This is a genomic window from Streptomyces tubbatahanensis, assembly GCF_022699385.1.
Taxonomy (GTDB): Bacteria; Actinomycetota; Actinomycetes; order Streptomycetales; family Streptomycetaceae; genus Streptomyces; species Streptomyces diacarni.
Genome location: NZ_CP093846.1, coordinates 3,291,640 through 3,313,014 on the forward strand (window position 1 = coordinate 3,291,640; position 21,375 = coordinate 3,313,014).

A 21,375-nucleotide genomic window follows, 5' to 3' on the forward strand; every position below is an offset into this window, starting at 1 on the left:
CGTAGATCTGATGGAAGTACATGAGCCTCACTCTAATGCCGCAGCGGCCGGCCCCGCAGGGATTAACCGCGAGCTGACAACCGCATGCTCATAAGTCTGAGTACTGCGAACAGGGGTTTCCGCTGGCTGGAGTAGTCGTTGACGAGTTGTGACCGAAACGGTCGTATCCGTCCATCCCAGCCGGTCACCGCGGGCGACGACTGGTCGCCACGTACGGCACGGGGCCGCCTGCCGGGAACCGCTACCCGACAACGCGTGCGCGGATCGGACCGCTCCCCGGCACCGTCGTCTGAACCTGCCCTCACAGAAGAGAGTTCAGTCTTGTCCGAGACGTCGCACACGTACGCGTCCTACACGCCCCGTGAACCGGACGCCGGCCTGCCCGGGCCGCGCAAGCCACCCTTCGTGGACGTGCACGCGGCGTACGGGGAGGGGACTTCCGCGTTCATGCACGACGCCTCCCCCCGTGTCGGCACGGCGGCGGGCCTCACCGACACCGGAACCCTCGGCCTGACCCGTTTCTCCTCGCCGCACCCCGAGCGCGACGAGTACCGGGAGCAGGCCGAGCACCCCGATCTGGAGACGGAACTCGCCCGTTTCCTCGACACGGTCGAACAGCAGTCCCTCGCCGACACGGAGGCCGCCCTCACCCGGGCAAGACACCGCAAGGACGGCCCCCTCGACCGAGTGAAGCAGCAGCACCGGTCCGACTTGACCTGGCGGCGCGTCCTGAGCGCCTTCTCCATCACCCTCACCGCGATGATCGTGCTCCTGGTGAGCTTCCTGGGCGCCAAGGCGTCCTACCCCTCCCTCTACGGCCTCGCCCAGGAGTCCGCGCCCCCCGGCGTCGCCCACGCCTGGCCGCTGCTGATCTACGCCCCCTGGGTCGCCGCCACACTGTCGATCCTGCGCACCCGCGCCTACCGCCGCCGCACCGTGCACTCCTGGCTCGTCGTCCTGTTCTTCGCCGCCGTCGCCTCACTGCTGTGCGTCGCCGACGCGCCCGCCACCCCGGCGGGCATCGCGGTGGCGGGCCTTCCCCCGATCACCGCACTGCTCTGCTTCCACCAGCTCGTCCGGCAGCTCGACCTGCCGCCCGTGCCGGCCGTGCCCTCACGGCACGCCCGGCCGCCCAAGGGCACCAACCGCCACCGCTCTGCCGGCTGACCGGCCCAGCGGCCGGCGCACCGGCCGCACCCCGCCGGACGCCCTGTGCGCACCGGCTGCCCGTGGCGCCGAGCGCCAACCCTCCGCCGGACGGCGGGACGGTCCCACCGTCCCGCCGTCTGTGCGTGCGGGCGCACTTCTCCTGTCACTCTCGCCCCGGACTGAACGTCCCCGCAGAGAGCGCTGAACGTCCCCGCAAAGAGCGCTGAACGTCCCCGCAAAGAGCGAAAAGGCTGGGACGCGCAGCGCAACTGGTGCGCATTGCCGACGGCCGCGAGGGTGCCGCCGCACGTCGCTGCCGCACAACGCGAAAGAGCCCCTGCCGGATAACTCCGACAGGGGCTCTTTCGTGCGGTGGACCTGAGGGGATTTGAACCCCTGACCCTCTCGTTGCGAACGAGATGCGCTACCGGACTGCGCCACAGGCCCTTGCGACGGATGAAACTCTAGCATCCTCGTCGGGCCGGGAGGAAATCCGTTCCCTCGCTGGTCACGAGGGCTGCCGTGAGCGGGGCTCGGCGGCGGCCGCACGGAGGATCACTCGTTGGCGGCGCGAGGGCGGTCCTCGTCCTCGTACTGGTCGAAGAGCGGGGTGCGGTCCCGGTCGTGGTGGTGACGGGGACGGGCGGAATCGGCGTCGTGTGGGTCGCCGTCCACAGCCTGTGGGTCGGCGGCCGAGGCGGTACTCGAGCGGGCGGAGCTCCAGGCGTCCGGTGCCTCCAGGTCGACTCCGCGCGTGGCGCGGGGGGCGACGGGGGCGCTCACGTACGTGGGCAGCGGCACCGGGACGGGCTCCCAGCCTTCACCGTCCGAGGAGTCACGCTCCCGGGCGCGCTGCTGGTCGACCCACTCGGCGTGGTCGGTCTGCTCCACCAGGGCACGCCGTTCGGCGGCCCCCTGCTCCTCACGGACACGCGCCGCCTCCTCACGGACACGCGCCCCCTCATCGCGGGCGCGGGCCGCCTCCTGCCGGGCGTCCCTGCCGCCGGACGCGGTCGCGCCACCCTGACGGCGGGCGTGCCCGGAGGCGTCCGCCGCCTGGTCCGGTGAGCCGTCCCCGGGGCGCCTGCCCTCGGGCCCCTGACCGTCGTGCCGGGCGCGGGCCCCCTCGGGTCCTGGGCCGGTCCGAGGGTGCGCGGCCGCGGGGTGGCGCGAGTCCCGCCCCGCGGAGTGTGCTGCACGGGCCGGGAGGCCAGGCTCGGTGTCGGCTTCCCAGGCTTCCGCCCGGCGGTGTCCGTCCGGAGCGACGTCCCCGTCGCGGCGGCGCCGCGCGTGCAGCGTGCGGGCTGCCTCTTCTGCCTGACGCCGGTCCATCGCGACGGCGAACCTGCGTCGCTCCTGAATGCGCAGATAGGCGATGTAGATGCTCAGCAGGAGGGCCGGGACGGCGGGAACCCACAGGAGGGCGAGACCGCGCACGGCGGCGAAGACGCTGCCGACGGTGAAGGCCAGGAACAGCAGCATCGTCGTGCGGCGCCGCCGTGCGAGCAGCTTCGCACGCTTGGCCTGTCGGGCCCGGCGGCCCGCCAGTGCGGCGGCTCGCGCCTGCGCGGACTGCTCGCGGGACAGCTGTCCGGCGCCGTTGCCGACACCCTGCTGCTCGCCCCCGCGGACGGAGTCGTCGCTCTCCGGGGCGTCCCCCGCGCCGCTGTGTTCGGGGCCGCCATGCGCGGGATCACCGCTGTCGTGGCCGGAGGGGGAGGGCGGGGCGGACGGTCCAGGGTGGTCGTGGCCTTCCTGTGCGACGCGTCCTTCCGGGCGCGCGGCACCGCGCGGGCCGGCGTGCGCCTGGCCGACGCGCTGAGCGCGCGCGGACGCGTCGTGCGCGTTGCCGCGCTGAGCGTATGCGTGCACCTCGGTCGGCGCTTCGGAGCCGGGTGCGCCCACCATGGTCTTGGGGTCGGCGAAAGCCCGGACGTCCACCGACTCGTCGGCGGCGTCCGGGTCGTTCCGGTACGCGTCCCCGTCGTAACCGTCGTACGCGCCGGCAGAACCGGCACCGGCCTGCGGCGCGTACGGGTCGTCCGCCTCCCACCGCTCGCGCACCCGGCGCCGCTCGGCGTCGCGCGCGTAGCGGCGCTCCATGCCGGCCTTGCCGGACAGCAGCCGGATGGCGGTGCTGAAGCGTTCCGTCGGACGTGCTTCGTTCAGCTCGTCCTGTCGGCGAAGCCACATCGGCACCAAGTAGGCGGCCCAGGCCCCGACGATGACTGCGTAGATGAGGCCACTGCTGCTCACCCTCACACGGTAGAGGGGATCGCGTGAGCCCATCTGCCAAATAGCCCGGTGTGTCGCACGATCTGGCTGATCTCTCCACCTTTTTTTGTGATTGCTGGCCCGGGCGGCAAGGAAATGGGCGATTAATACCGGGAGGTGGCTTTCCGCGCCACAATTCGAACGTCTATTTCATTTCCGAGGAGTGACCGGGCCGCGAGCGGCGCCACCGGGTCAGAAGTCCCTCGGGAACCTCCTCCGCCGTCAGTGCGAACACCAGGTGGTCCCGCCAGGCGCCGTCGATGTGCAGATAGCGCGGCCGCACACCCTCTTCCCGGAAGCCCAGTTTCTCCACGACCCGTCTGCTGGGCGCGTTCTCAGGACGGATACACACCTCGATGCGGTGCAGCCCCACGGAGCGGAAACAGTGGTCCACGGCGAGCGCCACCGCCGTCGGCATGACCCCCCGCCCGGCGACACCGCGGTCGATCCAGTAACCGATATGACCCGAACACATCGACCCCCACGTGATGCCCGCCACGGTGAGCTGGCCGACCAGCCTGCCCTCGTACTGCACGACGAAGGGCAGCATCCGCCCCGCCTGCGCCTCGGCGCGCAGGTGGCGCACCATCTGGCGGTAGGTGGGACGCCGCGGCGGCAGGTGGCCTGGCGGAGGCGGGGGGATCGTCGCCTCCCAGGGGCGCAACCAGTCGCGGTTGCGCTGGTTCACCTCCCGCCAGGCACGCTGATCGCGCACCTTTATCGGGCGGAGGGCCGTGGGACCGTCCGCCAACTCAGCCGGCCACGGCGCGTTCAGCGGTGGTCGTCCCCTCTGGGGTCGCCGGGCCGTTGGGACGCGCTCGGCTCGGTGGACGTTTCGGTGTGGGCGTGCTGCGGGTGGTCGCCGCCGTGGATCTGGTCGACGGCGTGCGGCAGAAGGTCCGCCAGGACGGCGAGTCCGTCCTTCACGCCTCCTGTCGAGCCCGGGAGGTTGACGATGAGGGTGCTGCCCGCGACACCGGCCACACCGCGCGACAGGGCGGCTGTGGGGACCTTCGTGCGGCCCTCCGCACGGATGGCCTCGGCGATACCGGGGATCTCGTAGTCCAGCAGCGAGCGGGTCACCTCTGGGGTGCGGTCGTTCGGGTTGATGCCGGTACCGCCCGTGGTGAGGACGACCGCGTACCCGTCCCGTACGGCCTCCCTCAGTGCCTGTCCCACGGGTTCTCCGTCCGGCACCACCCTCGGCCCGTCCGTGGCGAACCCCATGGCCGTCAGCCCCTCCACGAGCAGCGGACCGCCCTTGTCCGCGTACACCTGGGCGGCCGCGCGGTTGGAGGCCGTCACGGCGAGAGCCCGGTGGGACGGTTTTCTCGCGCCCTGGTGCCCGTTCCCGGCGGCGTGCTCTCCGGGGCCCTCGGCCGCGTGTCCGGTGCCGCCCGACGTGTGTGCGGCGCCGCCGTGTCCGGCTGTCGTCATGCGTCGCCCTCCTCCCCGGTGAGCGGCGGGCGTGTCCAGTCGCCGGACTTGCCGCCGCTCTTCTCCTGCACCCTGACGTCCGTGATCGTCGCAGCCTTGTCGACGGCCTTCACCATGTCGATGACCGTCAGACCGGCGACCGTCACCGCGGTGAGCGCCTCCATCTCGACGCCGGTGCGGTCGGTGGTCCTCACCCGGGCGGTGATCTCCACCGCGTCGTCGGCGACCGCCAGGTCGACCTTCACCCCGGAGACCGTGAGCGGATGGCACAGCGGGATGAGTTCAGGGGTCTTCTTGGCTCCCATGATTCCGGCGATCCGGGCGGTCGCCAAAGCGTCGCCCTTGGGCACGCCCTCACCGCGCAGCAGTGCGACCACCTGCGGGGAGACCAGCACCCGTCCGGTGGCGCGGGCCGTCCTCGCGGTGACGTCCTTCTCCGACACGTCGACCATCCGGGCGGCCCCGGACGTGTCGAGGTGGGTGAGGTGCTGCTGGGGGCTGGTCATGGTTCTCCCGGTCCTGTGCTGTGCCCAGACACGGTACCGGCAGGGGCAAGGGCCGTGTCCGGCGCGTCAGTCGAGGGGAACGACCGTGACCTCGCGCCCCGGCACCACCCTGCTCGTCTTCTCCGGGATGTCGATGAGGGCGTCGGCCTGCGCGAGAGCGGCGATCAGGTGGGAGCCCGAACCGCCGACCGGGCTGACGCTGCCCATTTCCTCGTCCTCCGCGGGCGGCGTGTAGGCGCCACGCAGGAACTGCCGCTTGCCCTCCGGCGACGTCAGTTCCGACTCCCCGGACAGACGGGCGCTCACGCTGGGGCGTCGGACGGGCTCCTGTCCCATCAGGGCGCGCACCGCGGGACGGACGAACAGTTCGAAGGAGACGTACGCGCTCACCGGGTTGCCGGGAAGCGTGAGGATGGGCGTGCGGTCGGGGCCGATGAGGCCGAAGCCCTGGGGCTTGCCCGGCTGCATCGCGAGCCTGCGGAACTCCACCGCGTCCGAGGCGCCGTCCGCCTGCTCGCCGTCCTCGTCCCCGCCGAACGCCTCTACCCGCGAGAGCGCTTCCTTGACGACGTCATAGGCCCCGACGCTGACCCCGCCGCTGGTCACGAGGAGATCGGCGCGGATGAGCTGGTCCTCGATGGTCGAGCGGAGCGTGTCCGCGTCGTCGGCCACCGCGCCCACCCGGTAGGGGATGGCTCCCGCCGCGCGGGCCGCGGCCGTCAGGACGAAGCTGTTGGCGTCGTGGATCTGACCGGGGCCCAAGGGCTCCCCCGGCGAGACGAGTTCGCTGCCGGTGGAGAGCACCACCACGCGGGGGCGGGGGCGGACGGTCACCGCGCCGCGTCCGATGGCCGCCAGGAGGCCGACCTGCGCGGGGCCCAGCACCGTGCCCGCCCGGAGCGCGACCGTGCCAGGGCGGACGTCGCTGCCCTTGGCCCTCACGTGCTGGCGCGGGACGACGGGGCGGTGGACGCGCACCTGTCCGGATGCGTCCTGCGGGGCGCTGCTGTGAGCCCGCATGGCGTCCGCCGGGCCGCTGCCCGTACCGCCGTCGGTCCACTCGACCGGGACGACGGCCTCGGCTCCCGGTGGCAGCGGTGCGCCGGTCATGATGCGGGCCGCCTGTCCCGGCGACACCGTGGGCAGTCCCGCACTGCCGGCCGCGATGTCACCGATGACGCCGAGCACCGCCGGGAACTCCTCGCTCGCCCCCTCGACGTCGGCGATCCGTACGGCATAGCCGTCCATGGAGCTGTTGTCGAACGGCGGAAGGGCCGCCGGGACGATCACGTCTTCGACCAGGACGCACCCCTGCGCGTCCAGCAGGTTCAGCTCGATGGGTTCCAGCGGACGGATGCTGCGAAGGATGTCTTCCAGATGCTCGTCGACGGACCAGGTCTTGCTCAAGGCTTACATCTCCTCGGTGACGTAACCGCGCAGCCACTCCCGGAACTCCGGGCCCAGGTCCTCACGTTCGCATGCGAGTCGGACAATGGCTCGCAAATAGTCTCCCCGGTCGCCGGTGTCGTAGCGGCGTCCGCTGAAGACTACGCCGTGCACAGGGCCGCCCAGGGACTCGTCGGCGGACAGTGCCTGCAGGGCGTCGGTGAGCTGGATCTCGCCGCCCCTGCCGGGCTGCGTCTTGCTGAGGACGTCGAAGACCGCCGGGTCGAGCACGTAGCGGCCGATGATGGCCAGATTGCTGGGGGCCTGCTCGGCGGAGGGCTTCTCCACCAGGTCGGAGACGCGGACGACGTCGCCGTCCGAGGTGGGGCTCGCCGCGGCGGCGCCGTACAGGTGAATGCTGGACGGGTCGACCTCCAGCAGGGCGATCACGCTTCCGCCGCGCTCCTCCCGGACCTGCAGCATGCGGGCGAGCAAAGGGTCGCGCGGGTCGATCAGGTCGTCGCCCAGGAGGACGGCGAAGGGCTGGTTGCCGACGTGCGGCGCGGCGCACAGGACGGCGTGCCCGAGCCCTCGGGGGTCGCCCTGGCGGACGTAGTGCATGGTGGCCAGGTCGCTGGACTCCTGCACACGGGCGAGCTTCCCGTCGTCGCCCTTGTCGCGCAGGACCTGTTCCAATTCGTAGTTGCGGTCGAAGTGGTCCTCAAGCGGCCGCTTGTTGCGGCCGGTGACCATGAGGACGTCGGACAGCCCTGCTGCCACGGCCTCCTCGACCACATACTGGATCGCGGGCTTGTCGACGACCGGAAGCATCTCCTTGGGGGTGGCCTTCGTCGCGGGGAGGAAGCGGGTGCCCAGGCCGGCGGCGGGGATGACCGCCTTGGTGATCCGCGTGCGGGGAGAAGTCATGTCCCGCACCATAACCGCTCAATTGAACCGAAAGATAAGGGTCCGCATGGTTTCCGTAAGGTTTGTTGCGTTTTGCGAACCCGGGAGGGGTGAGGCGCGTGATGGGCGAGCCGAGGACCGTCGGCAACAGTAGGAAGCGCGAGTTGCGTCGCACAGTCCTCGCGGTGAGGAGGACGTTGCCACCGGATGACCGCCAGGCAGCCGCCGAGGAGCTGGCACGGCGTGTCCTGGCTCTCGACGAGCTCGCCGCGGCACGCACGGTCGCCGCCTACGTCTCGGTGGGAACGGAACCGGGAACGGGCCCCCTGCTCCGAGCTCTGGACGCACGCGGCGTACGGGTGGTGCTGCCGGTTCTGCAGGCCGACAACGACCTCGACTGGGCCCCCTACGAGAGCCCCGCCGCACTCGCCCCCGCGGGACGAGGCCTGTGGGAGCCCACCGGTCCGCGCCTCGGGCCCGAGGCGGTCATCCGGGCCGACGCGGTGCTGCTGCCCGGCCTGGCCGTCGACCGGCGCGGGCTGCGGCTCGGCCGGGGTGCGGGATGCTACGACCGCGTACTCGCCCGGCTGGCGGCCTCAGGCGCGCACCCGGCCTGCGCGGTGCTGCTGTACGACGGTGAGGTCGTCGACCACATCGACGGCGAGGCGCACGACCGCCTCGTACGGACAGCCGTGACGCCGGCTGGAGTGCACCGCCTCGGTGAGGAGTAGGGCGCCACCCACCTTCCAGGTCGGCCCCGACCGGTCGCGGAACCGGGTCGGGGCCGTACAGGGGCCTCAGGGCCGTGCAGGGGCGGCGCCCCGGATCTCAGGGCGTGAGGGCCATCTGGTCATCGGTGGCCTTGGCGACCGCCTTCTCGCTGTAGGGCCACTTGAGGAACTCTCCCCTGGCCCACTTGTCGGTCTGATCGGTGTAGTGCGCGTTGTAGGCGTGCCCGGAGGCTCCCGTCAGGTTGATCCACCGGGAGTTGTCCAGATCGCTGAGGTCGACGACCATCCGCATCGACGGCACCCAGGTCACGTCGTACCCGCCGGCCGCGTTCCAGCCGGTCGCGTTGACGGCCGCCTCGCCCCCGCTCAGGTCCCAGGGGCCCCGGTTGAGGAGCCACTGCACGACGCCGGGGCCCTCGGTTCCGAGAGTCTGGTTCTTGAGCATCAGCCGGTGCAGCCTGCCCCAGCTCCAGGTGTCGATGTCCTTGCCGAGCTTGGAGGTGAGCTCCCAGCGGGCGTCCTTCATGGCGTGGCCCAGCAGGTCGTCCCGGTTCTTGTCGCCGTCTCGCCGCACGGTGCCGCGCGTCTTCCACCAGTCGCTGTCGGGCTTCTTGAGCAGCTTGCGCACCACCTCGAACCAGCGGTCACCGCCGTCGGGCTGCGCGGTGTCGGCGGAGCGCCGGCCACACTCGCGTACCAGGCGTTCCTCGCCGCTGAGGTCGTCGACGGGCCCCGAGTCGTCGGACGGTGCCACGTAGAGGCAGTCGCCCTTGACCCGCAGTTCCTTGGGGAGCTTGTCCCCGAAGGCGAGCTTGAGGAGGTTGCGCCAGACGGCGTTGAAGTAGGCGGCCGGTGCCGAGTCGGAGTCCTGGGTGTAGTCCCAGCCCTCCAGCAGCTTCTGTGCCTCCCGTACGTACGGGTCCTTGACGTCGATCTTCAGCAGGTAGGGCACCAGCAGCTTGGCGATCTCGCTGCTGTTGTCCATCTGCATGCTCTCCATGTCCTTGAGGGAGATCTTCCCCCCGTCCTTGATCTTCGACTGGATGAGGTCGTTGATCCGCTGGCTGCGCGCCCCGTAGCCCCAGTCGTCCGTCAGCAGGTAGGGATACTTCTCGCGGTCCACGACGGCCTGGTTGGCCGTCACGACGTAGCCACGATCGGGGTTGTACTCCCACGGCAGGGCGCGCTGGGGGATGTATCCCTTCCAGCGGTAACGGGGATCCCAGCCGGGGGCGGGGTAGCGCCCGTCGCCCTTTCCGCGTACGGGGATGCGTCCGGGCGCCTGGTAGCCGATGTTGCCCTTGGTGTCGGCGTAGATGAGGTTCTGTGAGGGAACGGCGAAGTCGCGTGCCGCCTTGCGGAACTCGGAGAAGTCCGACGCCTCGTTCAGATGGAAGACCGCGTCCATGGTCTTCGACGGCTCAAGAGCGGTCCACCTGAGGGACACCGCGTAGCCGCTTCCCCGGTCGGGCGCCGCGTTGCCGACGGGTGACTTCTCCCCGACCTTGCGCAACTCCTTGTCGCGGTCGGAGATGACCGGCCCGTTGTTGGTCTCCCTGATGGTGATGGTGCGGTCCTTGCCCCCGGCGACCTTGATGGTCTCCTCGCGGGTGCGGTACGGCACCTCCTTGCCGTCGTAGAGGTAGTGCCCGTCGCTGACCTTCTCCAGGTAGAGGTCGGTCACGTCGGCGCCCAGGTTGGTCAGGCCCCAGGAGATGTCCTGGTTGTGGCCGATGACCACGCCGGGCATGCCGGAGAAGGTGAAGCCCGAGACGTCGAAGGGGCAGGACTTGTCCACCGAGCGGCAGTGCAGGCCCATCTGGTACCAGACCGAGGGGAGCTGCGGAGCGAGGTGCGGGTCGTTGGCGAGCAGCGGCTTGCCGGTGGTCGTGTACTTGCCCGAGACGACCCAGGAGTTGGAGCCGATGCCGCTGCCGTTGGGACCCAGCAGTCCGGGAATCTTGTCCAGCTTCTTCGCCACCGTGCCCAGCTGGGTGCTCGCGCCCTGAGTGGCCTCACCGGCCGACTGGGCGCCGTTCGCGGCGCCGGACCCACCGGAGGGCACCCCACCCTCTCCCATGCCGCCAGACGGGCTCTGAGCGCCGCCTGAGCCGGGCTGACCGGCGTCGGTGCCGGTGCCGACCCCGTTCGCCGCGCCCTGGCCACCGGTCTCGTCCGCCTCGGCCTTCGGGTCGAACTCCTTGGAGACCGGGTCGACCGCGCCGTGATCGACGATCGGCTTGTTCCGGTCGTACGGGTACTCCGGGTACAGCTGCTCGATCTCGTCCTTGTCCAGGCGGCTGATCATCAGCGCCCGGTCGACCTCGTCGGACATGTTGCCGCGCAGGTCCCAGGCCATGGCCTTGAGCCAGGCGACCGAGTCGACGGGGTCCCAGGGCGCGGGCTTGTAGTCCTTGCCGTCCAGGTCGAGAGCCGCGTACTCGACGGAGAGCGCGGAGCCCTCGTGGTCCTCGAGGTAGGCGTTGACGCCCGCGGAGTAGGACTTGAGGAATTCCTTGGTCCGGTCGGGCAGTTGCTTGTACTCCTTCTCGGCCACCCTGCGCCAGCCGAGGGTGCGCAAGAACGCGTCGGTCTCCACCTGCCCCGCGCCGAACATCTCCGAGAGCCGGCCCGAGGTCATGTGGCGGCGCACGTCCATCTCCCAGAAGCGGTCCTGGGCCTGCACGTACCCCTGGGCGAGGAAGAGATCCTCGGAATTGTCCGCATAGATCTGCGGAATGCCGCTACCGTCCCGCTTCACACTCACCGGCGCCTCGAGAGCCTTGAGTTTGAGGGTGCCGGTCGTCTGCGGGAAGGAGTCGCGCACGGTGCTGACGCCCCAGTACGTGCCACCGCCGATGCCTGCCACGAGCAGCAGCACGACGACGATCACGATGAGGCGGGCGCGTCGCGAGGTCTTCTTGGCGGGCATCGCTGTCCTTCGAGGGGCAGGGTGAACCTTGACTGAGGGGACCGGACGGGCTCGGTCCGTACGGAGCAACCATAGGCCGCCCCTCGTCACGCCCGGACAGCGAGTCACCAACTACGGATTCCGCCGACGGCTTGTTCAAGCGATGGTAAATTGTTAGCTACCCAAACGAACTAGAGACTTCCGGACACTCGTCCGGGAGCCACCCACCCCCATGGGCAGTGCGTTAAGAACACGTCAGGAAAGCGTCAGGAGGACGTCAGAAACCGCACTCGCACCCGCTCGCGCCCCCAAGGAGCAAGCCCCGGAAGAGAGGACCGTGCCCTGACCGTCGACAGCCTCAACCAGCTACTGCTCTTCAGCGCCCTCGTACTGCTCGTCGCCGTCGCGGCGGTCCGCCTCTCCTCCCGCAGCGGGCTGCCCAGCCTGCTCGTCTACCTCGGGATAGGTGTCGCCATAGGGCAGGACGGCATCGGTTTCGGATTCTCCGACGCCGAGCTGACACAAGTCCTCGGATACGCCGCCCTCGTGGTGATCCTCGCCGAGGGCGGACTCAGTACGAAGTGGAACGACATCCGACCCGCCGTGCCGGCGGCGGCCGTACTGTCCACGTTCGGTGTGGCGGTCAGCGTCGCCGTCACGGCCCTGGCCGCGCACTATCTGGTCGGCCTCGCATGGCAGGCCGCACTCCTGATGGGCGCCGTGGTCTCCTCCACGGACGCCGCCGCCGTCTTCTCCGTCCTGCGCAGGGTGCCCCTGCCCAAGCGCCTCACCGGGATCCTGGAGGCCGAGTCCGGCTTCAACGACGCCCCTGTCGTACTGCTGGTGGTCACCTTCTCCTCGTTCGGTTCCCAGCACCACCCCTGGTACTTCCTGCTCGCAGAGATCGCCCTGGAACTCGCCATCGGCCTCGTGGTGGGCCTGGTGGTGGGCAAGCTGGGCGAGTTGGGGATGCGCCATGTGGCACTTCCGGCCTCCGGCGTCTACCCGATCGCCGTGATGGCACTGTGCGTCCTGGCCTACGCCGGCGGCTCCATGGCGCACGGATCCGGCTTCCTGGCCGTCTATGTCGCCGCGCTCATCCTGGGCAACGGAAAGCTCCCGCATCGCCCGGCGGTACGAGGATTCGCCGACGGGGTGGCCTGGATGGCGCAGATCGGGCTCTTCGTCCTGCTGGGGCTCCTGGTCACTCCGCACAACCTGTGGAAGGACTTCTGGCCGGCGGTACTCATCGGCCTGGCGCTCACCCTGGTCGCCCGGCCGCTGTCGGTCTTCCTGTGCCTGAAGGTGTTCAAGCTGCCCTGGCAGGACAAGGTGCTGCTCTCCTGGGCGGGGCTGCGGGGCGCGGTGCCCATCGTGCTCGCGACCATCCCCATGGTCGCGGACGTCGAGGACAGCCAGCGCATCTTCAACATCGTCTTCGTCCTGGTCGTCGTCTTCACCGTCCTCCAGGGGCCCACGCTGCCCTGGCTGGCCAGGACGCTCCGCCTCAACGAGAGGGACGAGGCGGACGACGTGGACATCGAGTCCGCCCCGCTGGAACGGCTGCGTGGTCATCTGCTGTCGGTTTCCATCCCGCCCTCCTCCCGGATGCACGGGGTGGAGGTCACCGAACTGAGGCTCCCTTCGGGCGCGGCCGTCACCCTGGTGGTGCGCGACGGCACCAGCTTCGTACCGCAGCCCTCCACGGTGTTGCGGCACGGTGACGAGTTGTTGGTCATCGCCACCGATCAGGTGCGCGACTCCGCCGAACGGCGCCTGCTGTCCGTCAGCCGCGGCGGCAAGCTCGCCGGGTGGCTGGGCGGTCCCGGAGGGAGCACGGCACTGCGGAGGTAGCGCCCCGTTCGTACACGGGGCGTGGTGGCGCGTTCGCGGGCGTTCGGTGGGAACGCGGGCGTTCGGTGGGGACGCGGAATGACCGGACGGGGCCCTTCGTGTGCCGTCGGCAGGGGTGCGGGCGAACCGGACAGGGGCCCCCTTGCGTGCAGCCGGTAAGGACGCGGGCGAAGCGCACCGGGGTCCGTTTTTTGTGCCCCCGCCGGCGTGGAAGCCGGCAACCGGACGGGCGATGGCGGGGGCGCCGGAGGTGGGTACGCGGGTGGTCCGGGGGTGGGTGATCTGAGCGCGCGTTCACCGAGAACCGATCTCGGCCGTTATCCTCATACCGGACAGGACAGTTTTACCCGACTCTGCCTGAAGCAGAGCTGGCGCGACCGCTCGGCGGCCACGGTCCGGATCGCCCACCCCGCACCGGACCGGGTATCTACCCCGGTCCTGCGCGAGAGGACAGCTCTCGGCGCGTCACCCTGAACGCGCTACCAGGCGGCAGAAAGGCCCGGCCGTGGAATCCCCGGCCACCAACACCGACCACGCAAGGACGCGCAAAGCGAACCAGGCACACCGCGAGCGGCACGACGAGCAACGCTCCGACCGCTCCGAAGGCGCCACCGAACGCCCCGGATACGGGCAACTCCTGCGCACGGAGGGGGCCTGGTCCTTCCTCCTGCCCGGATTCCTGGCCCGCCAGCCCTACGCGATGCTGACCATCAGCATCGTCCTGCTGGTCGAGCACACCACCGGCTCCTTCGGTCTCGCAGGCGCCGTCTCGGCGACCGCAGGCATCGCCATGGCCGTCATCGCACCGCAGAGCGGCAGACTGGCCGACCGGTTCGGACAGGGCGCCGTCCTCTTCCCGCAGGTGTTCCTGCACGCTCTCACCATCGCCGCCCTGATCGCGGTCGCCGTGCTGGACGCCCCACTGTGGGCACTGTTCGTCGCAGCCGTACCCGCGGGTGCGACAGCACCGCAGATCAGCCCCATGGTGCGTGCCCGGTGGGCGGCGCGCCTGCAGGGCACGCCCCTGATGACCACGGCCGCCGCCTTCGAGTCGGTGACGGACGAATTCACCTTCGTCGTGGGACCCGTACTGGCGACGGCCCTGTGCACCGGAGTGCATCCGGCCGCCGGGCTCGTCGCGGAGGCCGCCGTCTCACTCGTGGGCGGGCTGGTCTTCGCCGCCCAGCGCCGCACCCAGCCCGCCTCTGCCCGGGCCGGCGGCACGGGCGGCAAGGACACACCCGTCCAAGGAGCGGCCGGCACCACCTCATCCGCGCTGGCCGTGCCCGGAGCGCGGGTGCTCGTGGCGGCGGTCCTCGGTATCGGCATGGTCTTCGGCGGCATGCAGGTCTCGCTCACCGCGTTCACGGAGTCGATCGGGCGGCCCGGCATCAACGGCGTCATGTACGGGGCCTTCGCCGCGGGCAACATGCTGGCAGCCGTCGCGGTGGGCGCGATCCGGTGGAAGCGGGGGCCGCAGACTCGGCTGCTCGCCGCCTACCCGGCCCTGGTGCTGGCCGCCGCACTGGTCGCGGTCGCCGCACAGCTGGGGCCCTGGGCCGTGCTGCTGGGCGCCCTCGGGACACTGGCCGGGCTGTGCGTGGCACCCTGCATGATCACCTGCTTCACACTGATCGAGACGCTGGTCCCGGCGGGAGCCCGTACGGAGGCCTTCACCTGGCTGACGGGCGCGGTGGCGCTGGGGCAGGCGGCAGGGTCCACGGTGGCCGGGCAGCTGGCCGACCACTCGGGCGCCGGTGCGGGCTTCCTCGCACCGTTGGCCGGCACGGGCCTCGCGCTGCTGGTATTGCTCGCCTTCCGCGAGGCGCTCCATCCACCGCACGGCAGCCTGGTCGCGGCGCGTGGGCTGGGTCACCGAACGACGGCCCCAGTGGACTGACGCGCGGGAATGCTGCACTATGGAGCGTTGTTAGCACTCAATACGTGAGAGTGCCAGGAGGAAGAACGTGCCGACGTATCAGTACCAGTGCACCGACTGCCGCGAGGGCCTCGAGGTGGTGCAGAAGTTCACGGACGACTCGCTGACCGTGTGCCCCAGCTGCGAGGGACGCCTCAAGAAGGTGTTCTCGGCCGTCGGCATCGTCTTCAAGGGCTCCGGCTTCTACCGCAACGACAGCCGCAGCTCCTCGTCGAGCAGCAGCTCCTCCTCTTCCGGCTCCTCCTCGGACTCGTCCGGCAAGAGCGACGGTGACTCCAAGAGCTCGTCGGACTCCTCGTCCTCCAGTTCCTCCTCGTCGTCGGGCTCGTCGTCCTCCGGCTCTTCCTCGTCGGAGTCGAAGTCCTCCGGCAAGAGCGACAGCAAGAGCAGCGGCAGCAAGAGTTCGGCGAAGGCGGGCAGCTCGAGCTGAAGCGGCTCGCCGGGACACCGGCGTCCGCTTCCGTCCGCGAGCCCCACGAACGAACCGTTCACGGGTCCGACCACAGGCGTCACCGGCCCGTTCTCCTCCCTGCCCACCGGCGGCGCGTCCCCTTAGGGTGACCGCATGAGCGAACAGGCAGAGATCGGCGTCATCGGCGGTTCCGGGTTCTACTCCTTCCTCGACGACGTCACAGAGGTCACCGTCGAGACGCCTTACGGGCCGCCGAGCGACTCCCTCTTCCTGGGGGAGACCGGCGGCCGCAAGGTGGCGTTCCTCCCCCGGCACGGCCGTGGCCACCATCTGCCTCCCAACCGCATCAACTACCGCGCCAACATGTGGGCACTGCGCTCCGTGGGAGTCCGGCAGATCATCGCCCCCTGCGCGGTCGGCGGTCTGCAGCCTGAGTACGGGCCCGGCACGCTCGTCATCCCCGACCAGCTCGTGGACCGCACCAAGACGCGGCAGCAGTCGTTCTTCGACGGGGAAACCCTGCCCGACGGCAGTGTGCCCAACGTGCTGCACATCACCTTCGCCGACCCGTACTGCGAAGCGGGGCGCCAGGCCTCGCTGGGCGCGGCCCGTGACCAGGGCTGGCAAGCGGTGGACGGCGGCACGATGTGCGTCATCGAAGGCCCGCGCTTCTCCACCCGTGCCGAATCGCGCTGGCACGCCGCACAGGGCTGGTCTGTCGTCGGCATGACCGGGCACCCCGAAGCCGTACTCGCCCGCGAGCTGGAGCTCTGCTACTCCTCACTTGCCCTCGTCACTGACCTCGACGCGGGCGCGGAGGCAGGCGAGGGCGTCTCGCACGAGGAAGTCCTGCGGGTCTTCGGCGAGAACATCGACCGTCTGCGCCAGGTCCTCTTCGAGGCCGTCCGCGAGTTGCCCACCGGCAGCGACCGCAAGTGCGAGTGCGGCACGGCGCTCGGTGGGCAGGAACCCGGCTTCACCCTGCCCTGAGGACCGCCCAGGTTCCCTGCCGACTGCCCGCCGACCACCGCGCGTTTCCTTCGGCGTCGAGTCGCCTCGCCTCTGATCGCGGCCTCGCGCCGAGTGGCGGCCTCGCAGCGTCCCGCCGGCTCGCGGTTCCGGGGGCGCGGCCCGGGACCGCGCGCGCCCTCGACCCGGCAGCCCACCACCCTCCTCATACGGGTGAGCAAGTTGTCCACAACCGGTAGGTAATCCACAGATTCCGGGGATGCTCAGCGGATTCCGACGAACGGATTCACCGTGAGGCGACGAGGGCCGCGACCACGCGGTCCTCCCCTGAAGGCTGGTGGTGAGCATCGTGTCCCGACCCCGGAATCCGTTCTCGCAGCGCTTCCCCCCACGCACACGGCCGCGGACGCCGGTGCCCGATTTTCCCCCGGTGCGCGCCGGGCGTGGCCGTCGGCCGTCTCGGGGCGCGCTCGGCCGCCGCAGAATCTTCTCGGCGGCGCTGGCCGTCTCCGCGGCCGGGCTGGCCGCTGTCGCCGGCGGCTCCACACCCGCCGACGGGACCGACGGAGGCCAAGGCTCCGGGAAGGAAGATCGCCCGGGCGTCGCCAAGCGTCCCGGCACTGAGAAATCCGTCACGGAACGAGGCGCAGCCGCGTCCCCCGTCTCCGCGCCGGTCCGCATCGCCGATCCGGCGACGGTCCGTCTCCTGAGCCCCGGAGACCGCGTGGACGTGCTGGCGAGCGGCTCGAAGGGAGACGCCGCCCGCATCGTCGCCACCGGTGCCCGAGTGGCTCAAGTGCCGAAGACCGGCGACACTGTCTCGGGCGACGGGGCCGAGGGCTCACTGATCGTGGTCGTCGTGCCACGGCGCACCGCGGCCGCGCTGGCCGGCGCCGCAGCCGAGTCGCGGATGGCGGTGACGCTGTGCTGAGCTTCCGGGCGCCCGCCTTCGCACCCGCGCGCCGGGGCAGTGCCTGCATGAGCCACCCTCTTCGAGGGCAGGCGAATGGCCGGTCCCGCCCGCATGCGCTCCCCTGGGGTCCGTGTGCCCTGGGTCTCCCGCTCGCAGTCAGCATCGTCATTTGGTTCCGGAAGAGGCAGTTCGTTGAGCAACGCACCCGCACCCGCCCCCGAGAAGAAGGGCCTACTGGCAGGCTTCAGGGAATTCCTGATGCGCGGCAACGTGGTCGAACTGGCCGTTGCCGTCGTCGTGGGAGCAGCCTTCAGCAAGATCGTCGACTCTGTCGTCAAGGGGTTCATCAATCCGCTGGTCGGAGCGATCGGCACCAAGGACCTGGACAAGTACCAGTCGTGCCTGAAGGGCCCGTGCGAGACCAGCCCGGCGGGCGAGGTGATCAGGGGCGTCCCGATCAACTGGGGCCCCGTGCTGAGCGCCACGCTGACCTTCGTGATCACCGCAGCCGTCGTCTACTTCCTGATGATCCTGCCGATGAACAAGTACAAGGAGCGGCAGCTGGCGAAGGCGGGCCCGGTGGAGGTGCCCAAGACGGAGGTCGAGCTGCTGACGGAGATCCGCGACGAGCTGGTCGCCCAGCGGTCCGGCACGAGCGCCCTGGACGGCACGGGCGGCCCCGGCCCCCACGACGCCTCGGCGGCGGACGCAGGCGGCTCGCAGGCGTCCTCCGGCGCCGGGCCGGACGCCTCGGTGGGCTCACAGCGCGACGGTGGCGTCAGTACGCAGAAGTAGCGGCGCAGCGCCGCAGGGCGCTGCGGGCGCGGTGCCGCCTGCTGCTGCGGCGGGGCTTCGCCCGGCTGACGCGGTGGCGCCGTCGGCCCCTCGACGAGCCGGGGGCGTTGTCCCCGCGCGGGCCAGGTGGGCCCCCGGTGCCCGAGCCGCGGCGGCCTCGGCCGCGCGCCCCGGCTCAGAGGTGGTGGGGCGGCTTCTCGTCGAGGAAGCGAGCCAGCTCGGCGTCGCTTCCCTGGGCCCCTCCGGCGGTGCCCTCGCCCCACCCGCGGTCGGTGTCGTCGCTGGACGGACGGCTCAGGGGGTCGTCGAAGACCAGCGACGCCGCCGCGTCGCGCGGCGTCGGTCGTGCGGAGGGCTGCGGATCGGAACTCATGGCTCAAGCGTACGGCGGCCGCCCGCCCTTCCTGGTATGGATGCCGGATGGGACCTCAGGACTCACAGGAACCGACCGCCCCCGCGACGATCTCCCCCGCGACCGGCGCGCGGGACGCCCTGACCGACGTGCGGGACCTGCGCGTGGGTCACGCGCAGCGGACCGACGACGGCTGGCTGACCGGCACGACCGTGGTGCTTCCAGCGCGGGAGGGAGCCGTCGCGGGAGTGGACGCTCGGGGAGGGGCCCCGGGGACGCGCGAAACCGACGCTCTGGATCCGCGGAATCTGGTGGAACGCGTCCACGCGGTCGTCCTGAGCGGGGGCAGCGCGTTCGGGCTGGACGCCGCCTCGGGCGTGATGAGCTGGCTGGAGGAGCAGGGCCGCGGCGTGCCCGTGGGCACCGACCCCTCGCAGGTGGTACCGGTGGTACCGGCTGCGGTGATCTTCGACCTCGGCCGGGGAGGCCGGTGGAGCGCCCGGCCGGACGCGACGCTCGGCAGACAGGCGGTGGAGGCCGCCGGCGGAACACAAGCGGGAGCCGCGCTCCCGCAGGGCTGTGTCGGTGCGGGGACCGGAGCTGTGGTCGGGGGTCTCAAGGGCGGAATCGGCACAGCGAGTGCGCTGCTGCCGTCGGGGGCCGTGGTCGCCGCCCTGGTCGTCCTGAACGCGGCCGGGTCGGCGACGGATCCGGCGACGGGGGCGCTGTGGGGAGAGCTGCCCGGCAGCCTGCACCACCTGCCCACCCATTCCGCTCACGTGGAAGCGGAGCGCCGACGCGCGGCGGCGCAGGAGGAGACCGTTCGGCGGTCGGCGGGAAACCTCAGGCCGGCCCTGAACACGACGCTGATGGTGGTCGGGACCGACACGACGCTCACCCGGCCGCAGGCACAGCGGCTGGCGGGCAGCGCCCACGACGGTCTGGCACGGGCGGTGCGCCCGATACACCTGATGCACGACGGCGACGCGGCCTTCGCCCTGGCGACCTGCGAGCGGGGGCTGGGGCAGGGCGAGTTCAACGAGGTGCTGACCGCGGGAGCCGAGGTGGTGAACCGGTCCGTGGCCAAGGCGGTGCGGGCCGCGAGCGGTGTCGACGGACCGGGCGGGGTCTTTCCCGCGTATGGCGATCTCTACGGCGCGCACACCTGTGGAGGGCGCTCGGAGTCCGCCTGACGGAACTGAAGGTTGCCGTGGGTGCGGCGGCGCAGCGCGCGGAAGCGGCCGTACGGGGATGGCTGGCCGCGAGGGCGTCGATGCCCCCAGTACGGCGGTTGGCGCGCGGGCTGCACCGGGCCGACGAAGGCCGGCGGGCCGAGGGGTCCGGCAACAGGAGCGGAATGGCTGCCTCGCGAGGGCACCGGAAGACCGGGGAGGCGCGAGGGAGCGAAAACGCGAAGGCGGAAGGAGCCCAAGCCATACGGGTGCCGCCGCGGGGCAGTTGAGAGCCCCGGCGCTCGGGGGAAGCACCGGGGCTCGTCGAGGGGGCAACGACGTCGGCAGCTCGGGGAGCCGGTGTCTCGGCGGCTCGGGGAGCCTGTGTTACGCCGCCTCGTCGAAGCCCGTGTCGTGGGCCATCTTCTTCAGTTCGAGCAGCGCGTGCTTCTCGATCTGGCGGATGCGCTCACGGGTGAGGCCGTGCTGCTTGCCGACCTCGGTCAGCGTGCGCTCCCGCCCGTCGACCATGCCGTAGCGGGCCTTGATGATCGAGGCAGTGCGCTCGTCGAGCCTGCTGATGAGGTCGTCGAGCTCTTCCCGGCGCAGCACCGTGAGCACGGACTGCTCCGGCGAGTCGGCCGAGGTGTCCTCCAGCAGATCGCCGAACTGGGTCTCGCCCTCGTCATCGACCGACATGTTCAGGCTGACCGGGTCGCGGGCCCAGTCGAGGACGTCGGTGACGCGCTCGGGCGTGGAGTTCAGCTCCGCCGCGACCTCGGAGGGCTCCGGGTCCCGGCCGTGCTCACGATTGAACTCGCGCTGCACACGGCGTATGCGGCCCAGCTCCTCGACCAGGTGCACAGGCAGCCGGATCGTGCGGGACTGGTCGGCGATGGAGCGGGTGATGGCCTGGCGGATCCACCACGTGGCGTAAGTGGAGAACTTGAATCCCTTGGTGTAGTCGAACTTCTCCACAGCGCGCACGAGTCCGGCGTTGCCCTCCTGGATCAGGTCCAGCAGGGGGAGGCCGCTCCGTGGATAACGCCTGGCCACGGCGACCACAAGACGGAGGTTGGAGCGGATGAAGACATCCTTGGCCCGCTCCCCCTCGGCGACGACCGCTTCCAGTTCCTCACGGTTCGCGGTCGCGCTGGCCGAGTCGTCGGCGACGGGCGCCTCGAGCCCGTCCAGGATGCGCTTGGCGTAGACACCCGCCTCGATGGCGAGGGAGAGCTCGACTTCCTTCTCAGCGTCCAGCAGCGGAGTCCGGGCGATCTCGTCGAGATACATGCCGACCAGGTCACGGTCCGCGACTTCGCTGCCGGCGGCGCGAACACTGCTTGCCGTGTCGGAGACACCCTTGGTGTTCTCCTGACGACGGGCGACGGCACGGGTTGCCATGCGTGCTCCCTTGCGAGTGGACTTGAAACTTTGGCCTGGTGGCTGGCTCGGACACTCCCCGAGTGCCCGCCTTGCGTAAATCTCAACGGCTGGAAACCGGACTAAATTCCCAACTCGCGCAACATTTTTCGGATCATGCAGTACCCTGTGCCGCTACTCACCCGATCCGAATAGTCACAGTACGGATTCACGCCTGGTCGGAGGGGGTGCGGAACACCTCGGGCAGTTCTTCCGTTGCCGCGCGCGGCTGCTGCACGGGCGTTCG

Annotated in this window: 18 protein-coding genes and 1 tRNA gene; 9 read left to right on the forward strand and 10 right to left on the reverse strand. The window is 70.8% G+C overall.

What is annotated here, in order from left to right; genetic code table 11:
* Positions 1-321 precede the first annotated feature (321 nt).
* Positions 322-1,167, forward strand: coding sequence for a DUF2637 domain-containing protein (locus MMF93_RS14050; protein WP_242751625.1), 846 nt, complete (start codon positions 322-324; stop codon positions 1,165-1,167).
* Between the two features lie 355 nt (positions 1,168-1,522).
* Here MMF93_RS14050 and MMF93_RS14055 read toward each other — a convergent pair.
* The 7 genes from MMF93_RS14055 to galU all read right to left on the reverse strand — a co-directional run bounded on the left by MMF93_RS14055 (position 1,523) and on the right by galU (position 7,679).
* A tRNA-Ala gene (locus MMF93_RS14055) sits at positions 1,523-1,596 on the reverse strand.
* Positions 1,597-1,704: 108 nt separating this feature from the next.
* A complete protein-coding gene (locus tag MMF93_RS14060; protein ID WP_341483260.1) occupies positions 1,705-3,405 on the reverse strand; it encodes a gephyrin-like molybdotransferase receptor GlpR in 1,701 nt (566 codons plus the stop codon).
* Positions 3,406-3,568: 163 nt separating this feature from the next.
* Entirely contained in the window at positions 3,569-4,198 is a 630-nt protein-coding gene (locus MMF93_RS14065) for a GNAT family N-acetyltransferase (RefSeq protein WP_242757555.1), read from the reverse strand.
* The gene (locus MMF93_RS14070) at positions 4,195-4,860 is read right to left on the reverse strand and encodes a MogA/MoaB family molybdenum cofactor biosynthesis protein (RefSeq protein ID WP_341483261.1); all 666 of its coding nucleotides are present in this window, start codon (positions 4,858-4,860) and stop codon (positions 4,195-4,197) included. Before MMF93_RS14070 ends, MMF93_RS14065 begins: the two co-directional genes overlap by 4 nt.
* Entirely contained in the window at positions 4,857-5,366 is a 510-nt protein-coding gene (moaC, locus tag MMF93_RS14075) for a cyclic pyranopterin monophosphate synthase MoaC (RefSeq protein ID WP_242751627.1), read from the reverse strand. Before moaC ends, MMF93_RS14070 begins: the two co-directional genes overlap by 4 nt.
* Positions 5,367-5,432: 66 nt before the next feature.
* Positions 5,433-6,773, reverse strand: a complete 1,341-nt coding sequence (gene glp, locus MMF93_RS14080; RefSeq protein WP_242751628.1) for a molybdotransferase-like divisome protein Glp — start codon at positions 6,771-6,773, stop codon at positions 5,433-5,435.
* Between the two features lie 3 nt (positions 6,774-6,776).
* Entirely contained in the window at positions 6,777-7,679 is a 903-nt protein-coding gene (gene galU, locus MMF93_RS14085; RefSeq protein WP_242751629.1) for a UTP--glucose-1-phosphate uridylyltransferase GalU, read from the reverse strand.
* A 101-nt stretch (positions 7,680-7,780) separates the two neighbouring features.
* On the opposite strand from galU, the gene MMF93_RS14090 reads away from it, so the two are divergent.
* Complete coding sequence (locus MMF93_RS14090; protein ID WP_242751630.1) at positions 7,781-8,389, forward strand: 5-formyltetrahydrofolate cyclo-ligase; 609 nt, start codon at positions 7,781-7,783, stop codon at positions 8,387-8,389.
* Between the two features lie 97 nt (positions 8,390-8,486).
* On the opposite strand, the gene MMF93_RS14095 is transcribed toward MMF93_RS14090, so the two are convergent.
* The gene (locus MMF93_RS14095; RefSeq protein ID WP_242751631.1) at positions 8,487-11,321 is read right to left on the reverse strand and encodes a penicillin acylase family protein; all 2,835 of its coding nucleotides are present in this window, start codon (positions 11,319-11,321) and stop codon (positions 8,487-8,489) included.
* 321 nt (positions 11,322-11,642) lie between these two features.
* Here MMF93_RS14095 and MMF93_RS14100 point away from each other — a divergent pair, with 321 nt between their 5' ends.
* From MMF93_RS14100 to mscL, 6 genes are all read left to right on the forward strand, one after another.
* Entirely contained in the window at positions 11,643-13,154 is a 1,512-nt protein-coding gene (locus tag MMF93_RS14100) for a potassium/proton antiporter (RefSeq protein WP_242757557.1), read from the forward strand.
* 637 nt (positions 13,155-13,791) lie between these two features.
* Complete coding sequence (locus MMF93_RS14105) at positions 13,792-15,054, forward strand: MFS transporter (RefSeq protein ID WP_242757558.1); 1,263 nt, start codon at positions 13,792-13,794, stop codon at positions 15,052-15,054.
* A gap of 67 nt (positions 15,055-15,121) precedes the next feature.
* On the forward strand, positions 15,122-15,523 hold the full coding sequence (locus tag MMF93_RS14110; protein WP_242751632.1) for an FmdB family zinc ribbon protein: 402 nt from the start codon (positions 15,122-15,124) through the stop codon (positions 15,521-15,523).
* A gap of 135 nt (positions 15,524-15,658) precedes the next feature.
* Positions 15,659-16,495, forward strand: coding sequence for an S-methyl-5'-thioadenosine phosphorylase (locus tag MMF93_RS14115; RefSeq protein WP_242751633.1), 837 nt, complete (start codon positions 15,659-15,661; stop codon positions 16,493-16,495).
* Positions 16,496-16,904: 409 nt separating this feature from the next.
* A complete protein-coding gene (locus MMF93_RS14120) occupies positions 16,905-17,405 on the forward strand; it encodes a hypothetical protein (RefSeq protein WP_242751634.1) in 501 nt (166 codons plus the stop codon).
* A 216-nt stretch (positions 17,406-17,621) separates the two neighbouring features.
* Entirely contained in the window at positions 17,622-18,182 is a 561-nt protein-coding gene (gene mscL, locus MMF93_RS14125) for a large conductance mechanosensitive channel protein MscL (protein WP_423835601.1), read from the forward strand.
* A 175-nt stretch (positions 18,183-18,357) separates the two neighbouring features.
* Here mscL and MMF93_RS14130 read toward each other — a convergent pair whose 3' ends face one another.
* Positions 18,358-18,555 (reverse strand): hypothetical protein, encoded by a 198-nt coding sequence (locus MMF93_RS14130; RefSeq protein WP_242751635.1) that lies wholly within the window; start codon positions 18,553-18,555, stop codon positions 18,358-18,360.
* A gap of 47 nt (positions 18,556-18,602) precedes the next feature.
* On the opposite strand from MMF93_RS14130, the gene MMF93_RS14135 reads away from it, so the two are divergent.
* The gene (locus MMF93_RS14135) at positions 18,603-19,727 is read left to right on the forward strand and encodes a P1 family peptidase (RefSeq protein ID WP_242751636.1); all 1,125 of its coding nucleotides are present in this window, start codon (positions 18,603-18,605) and stop codon (positions 19,725-19,727) included.
* 366 nt (positions 19,728-20,093) lie between these two features.
* On the opposite strand, the gene MMF93_RS14140 is transcribed toward MMF93_RS14135, so the two are convergent.
* The gene (locus MMF93_RS14140; protein ID WP_114020180.1) at positions 20,094-21,110 is read right to left on the reverse strand and encodes a sigma-70 family RNA polymerase sigma factor; all 1,017 of its coding nucleotides are present in this window, start codon (positions 21,108-21,110) and stop codon (positions 20,094-20,096) included.
* Between the last annotated feature and the right edge of the window lie 265 nt (positions 21,111-21,375).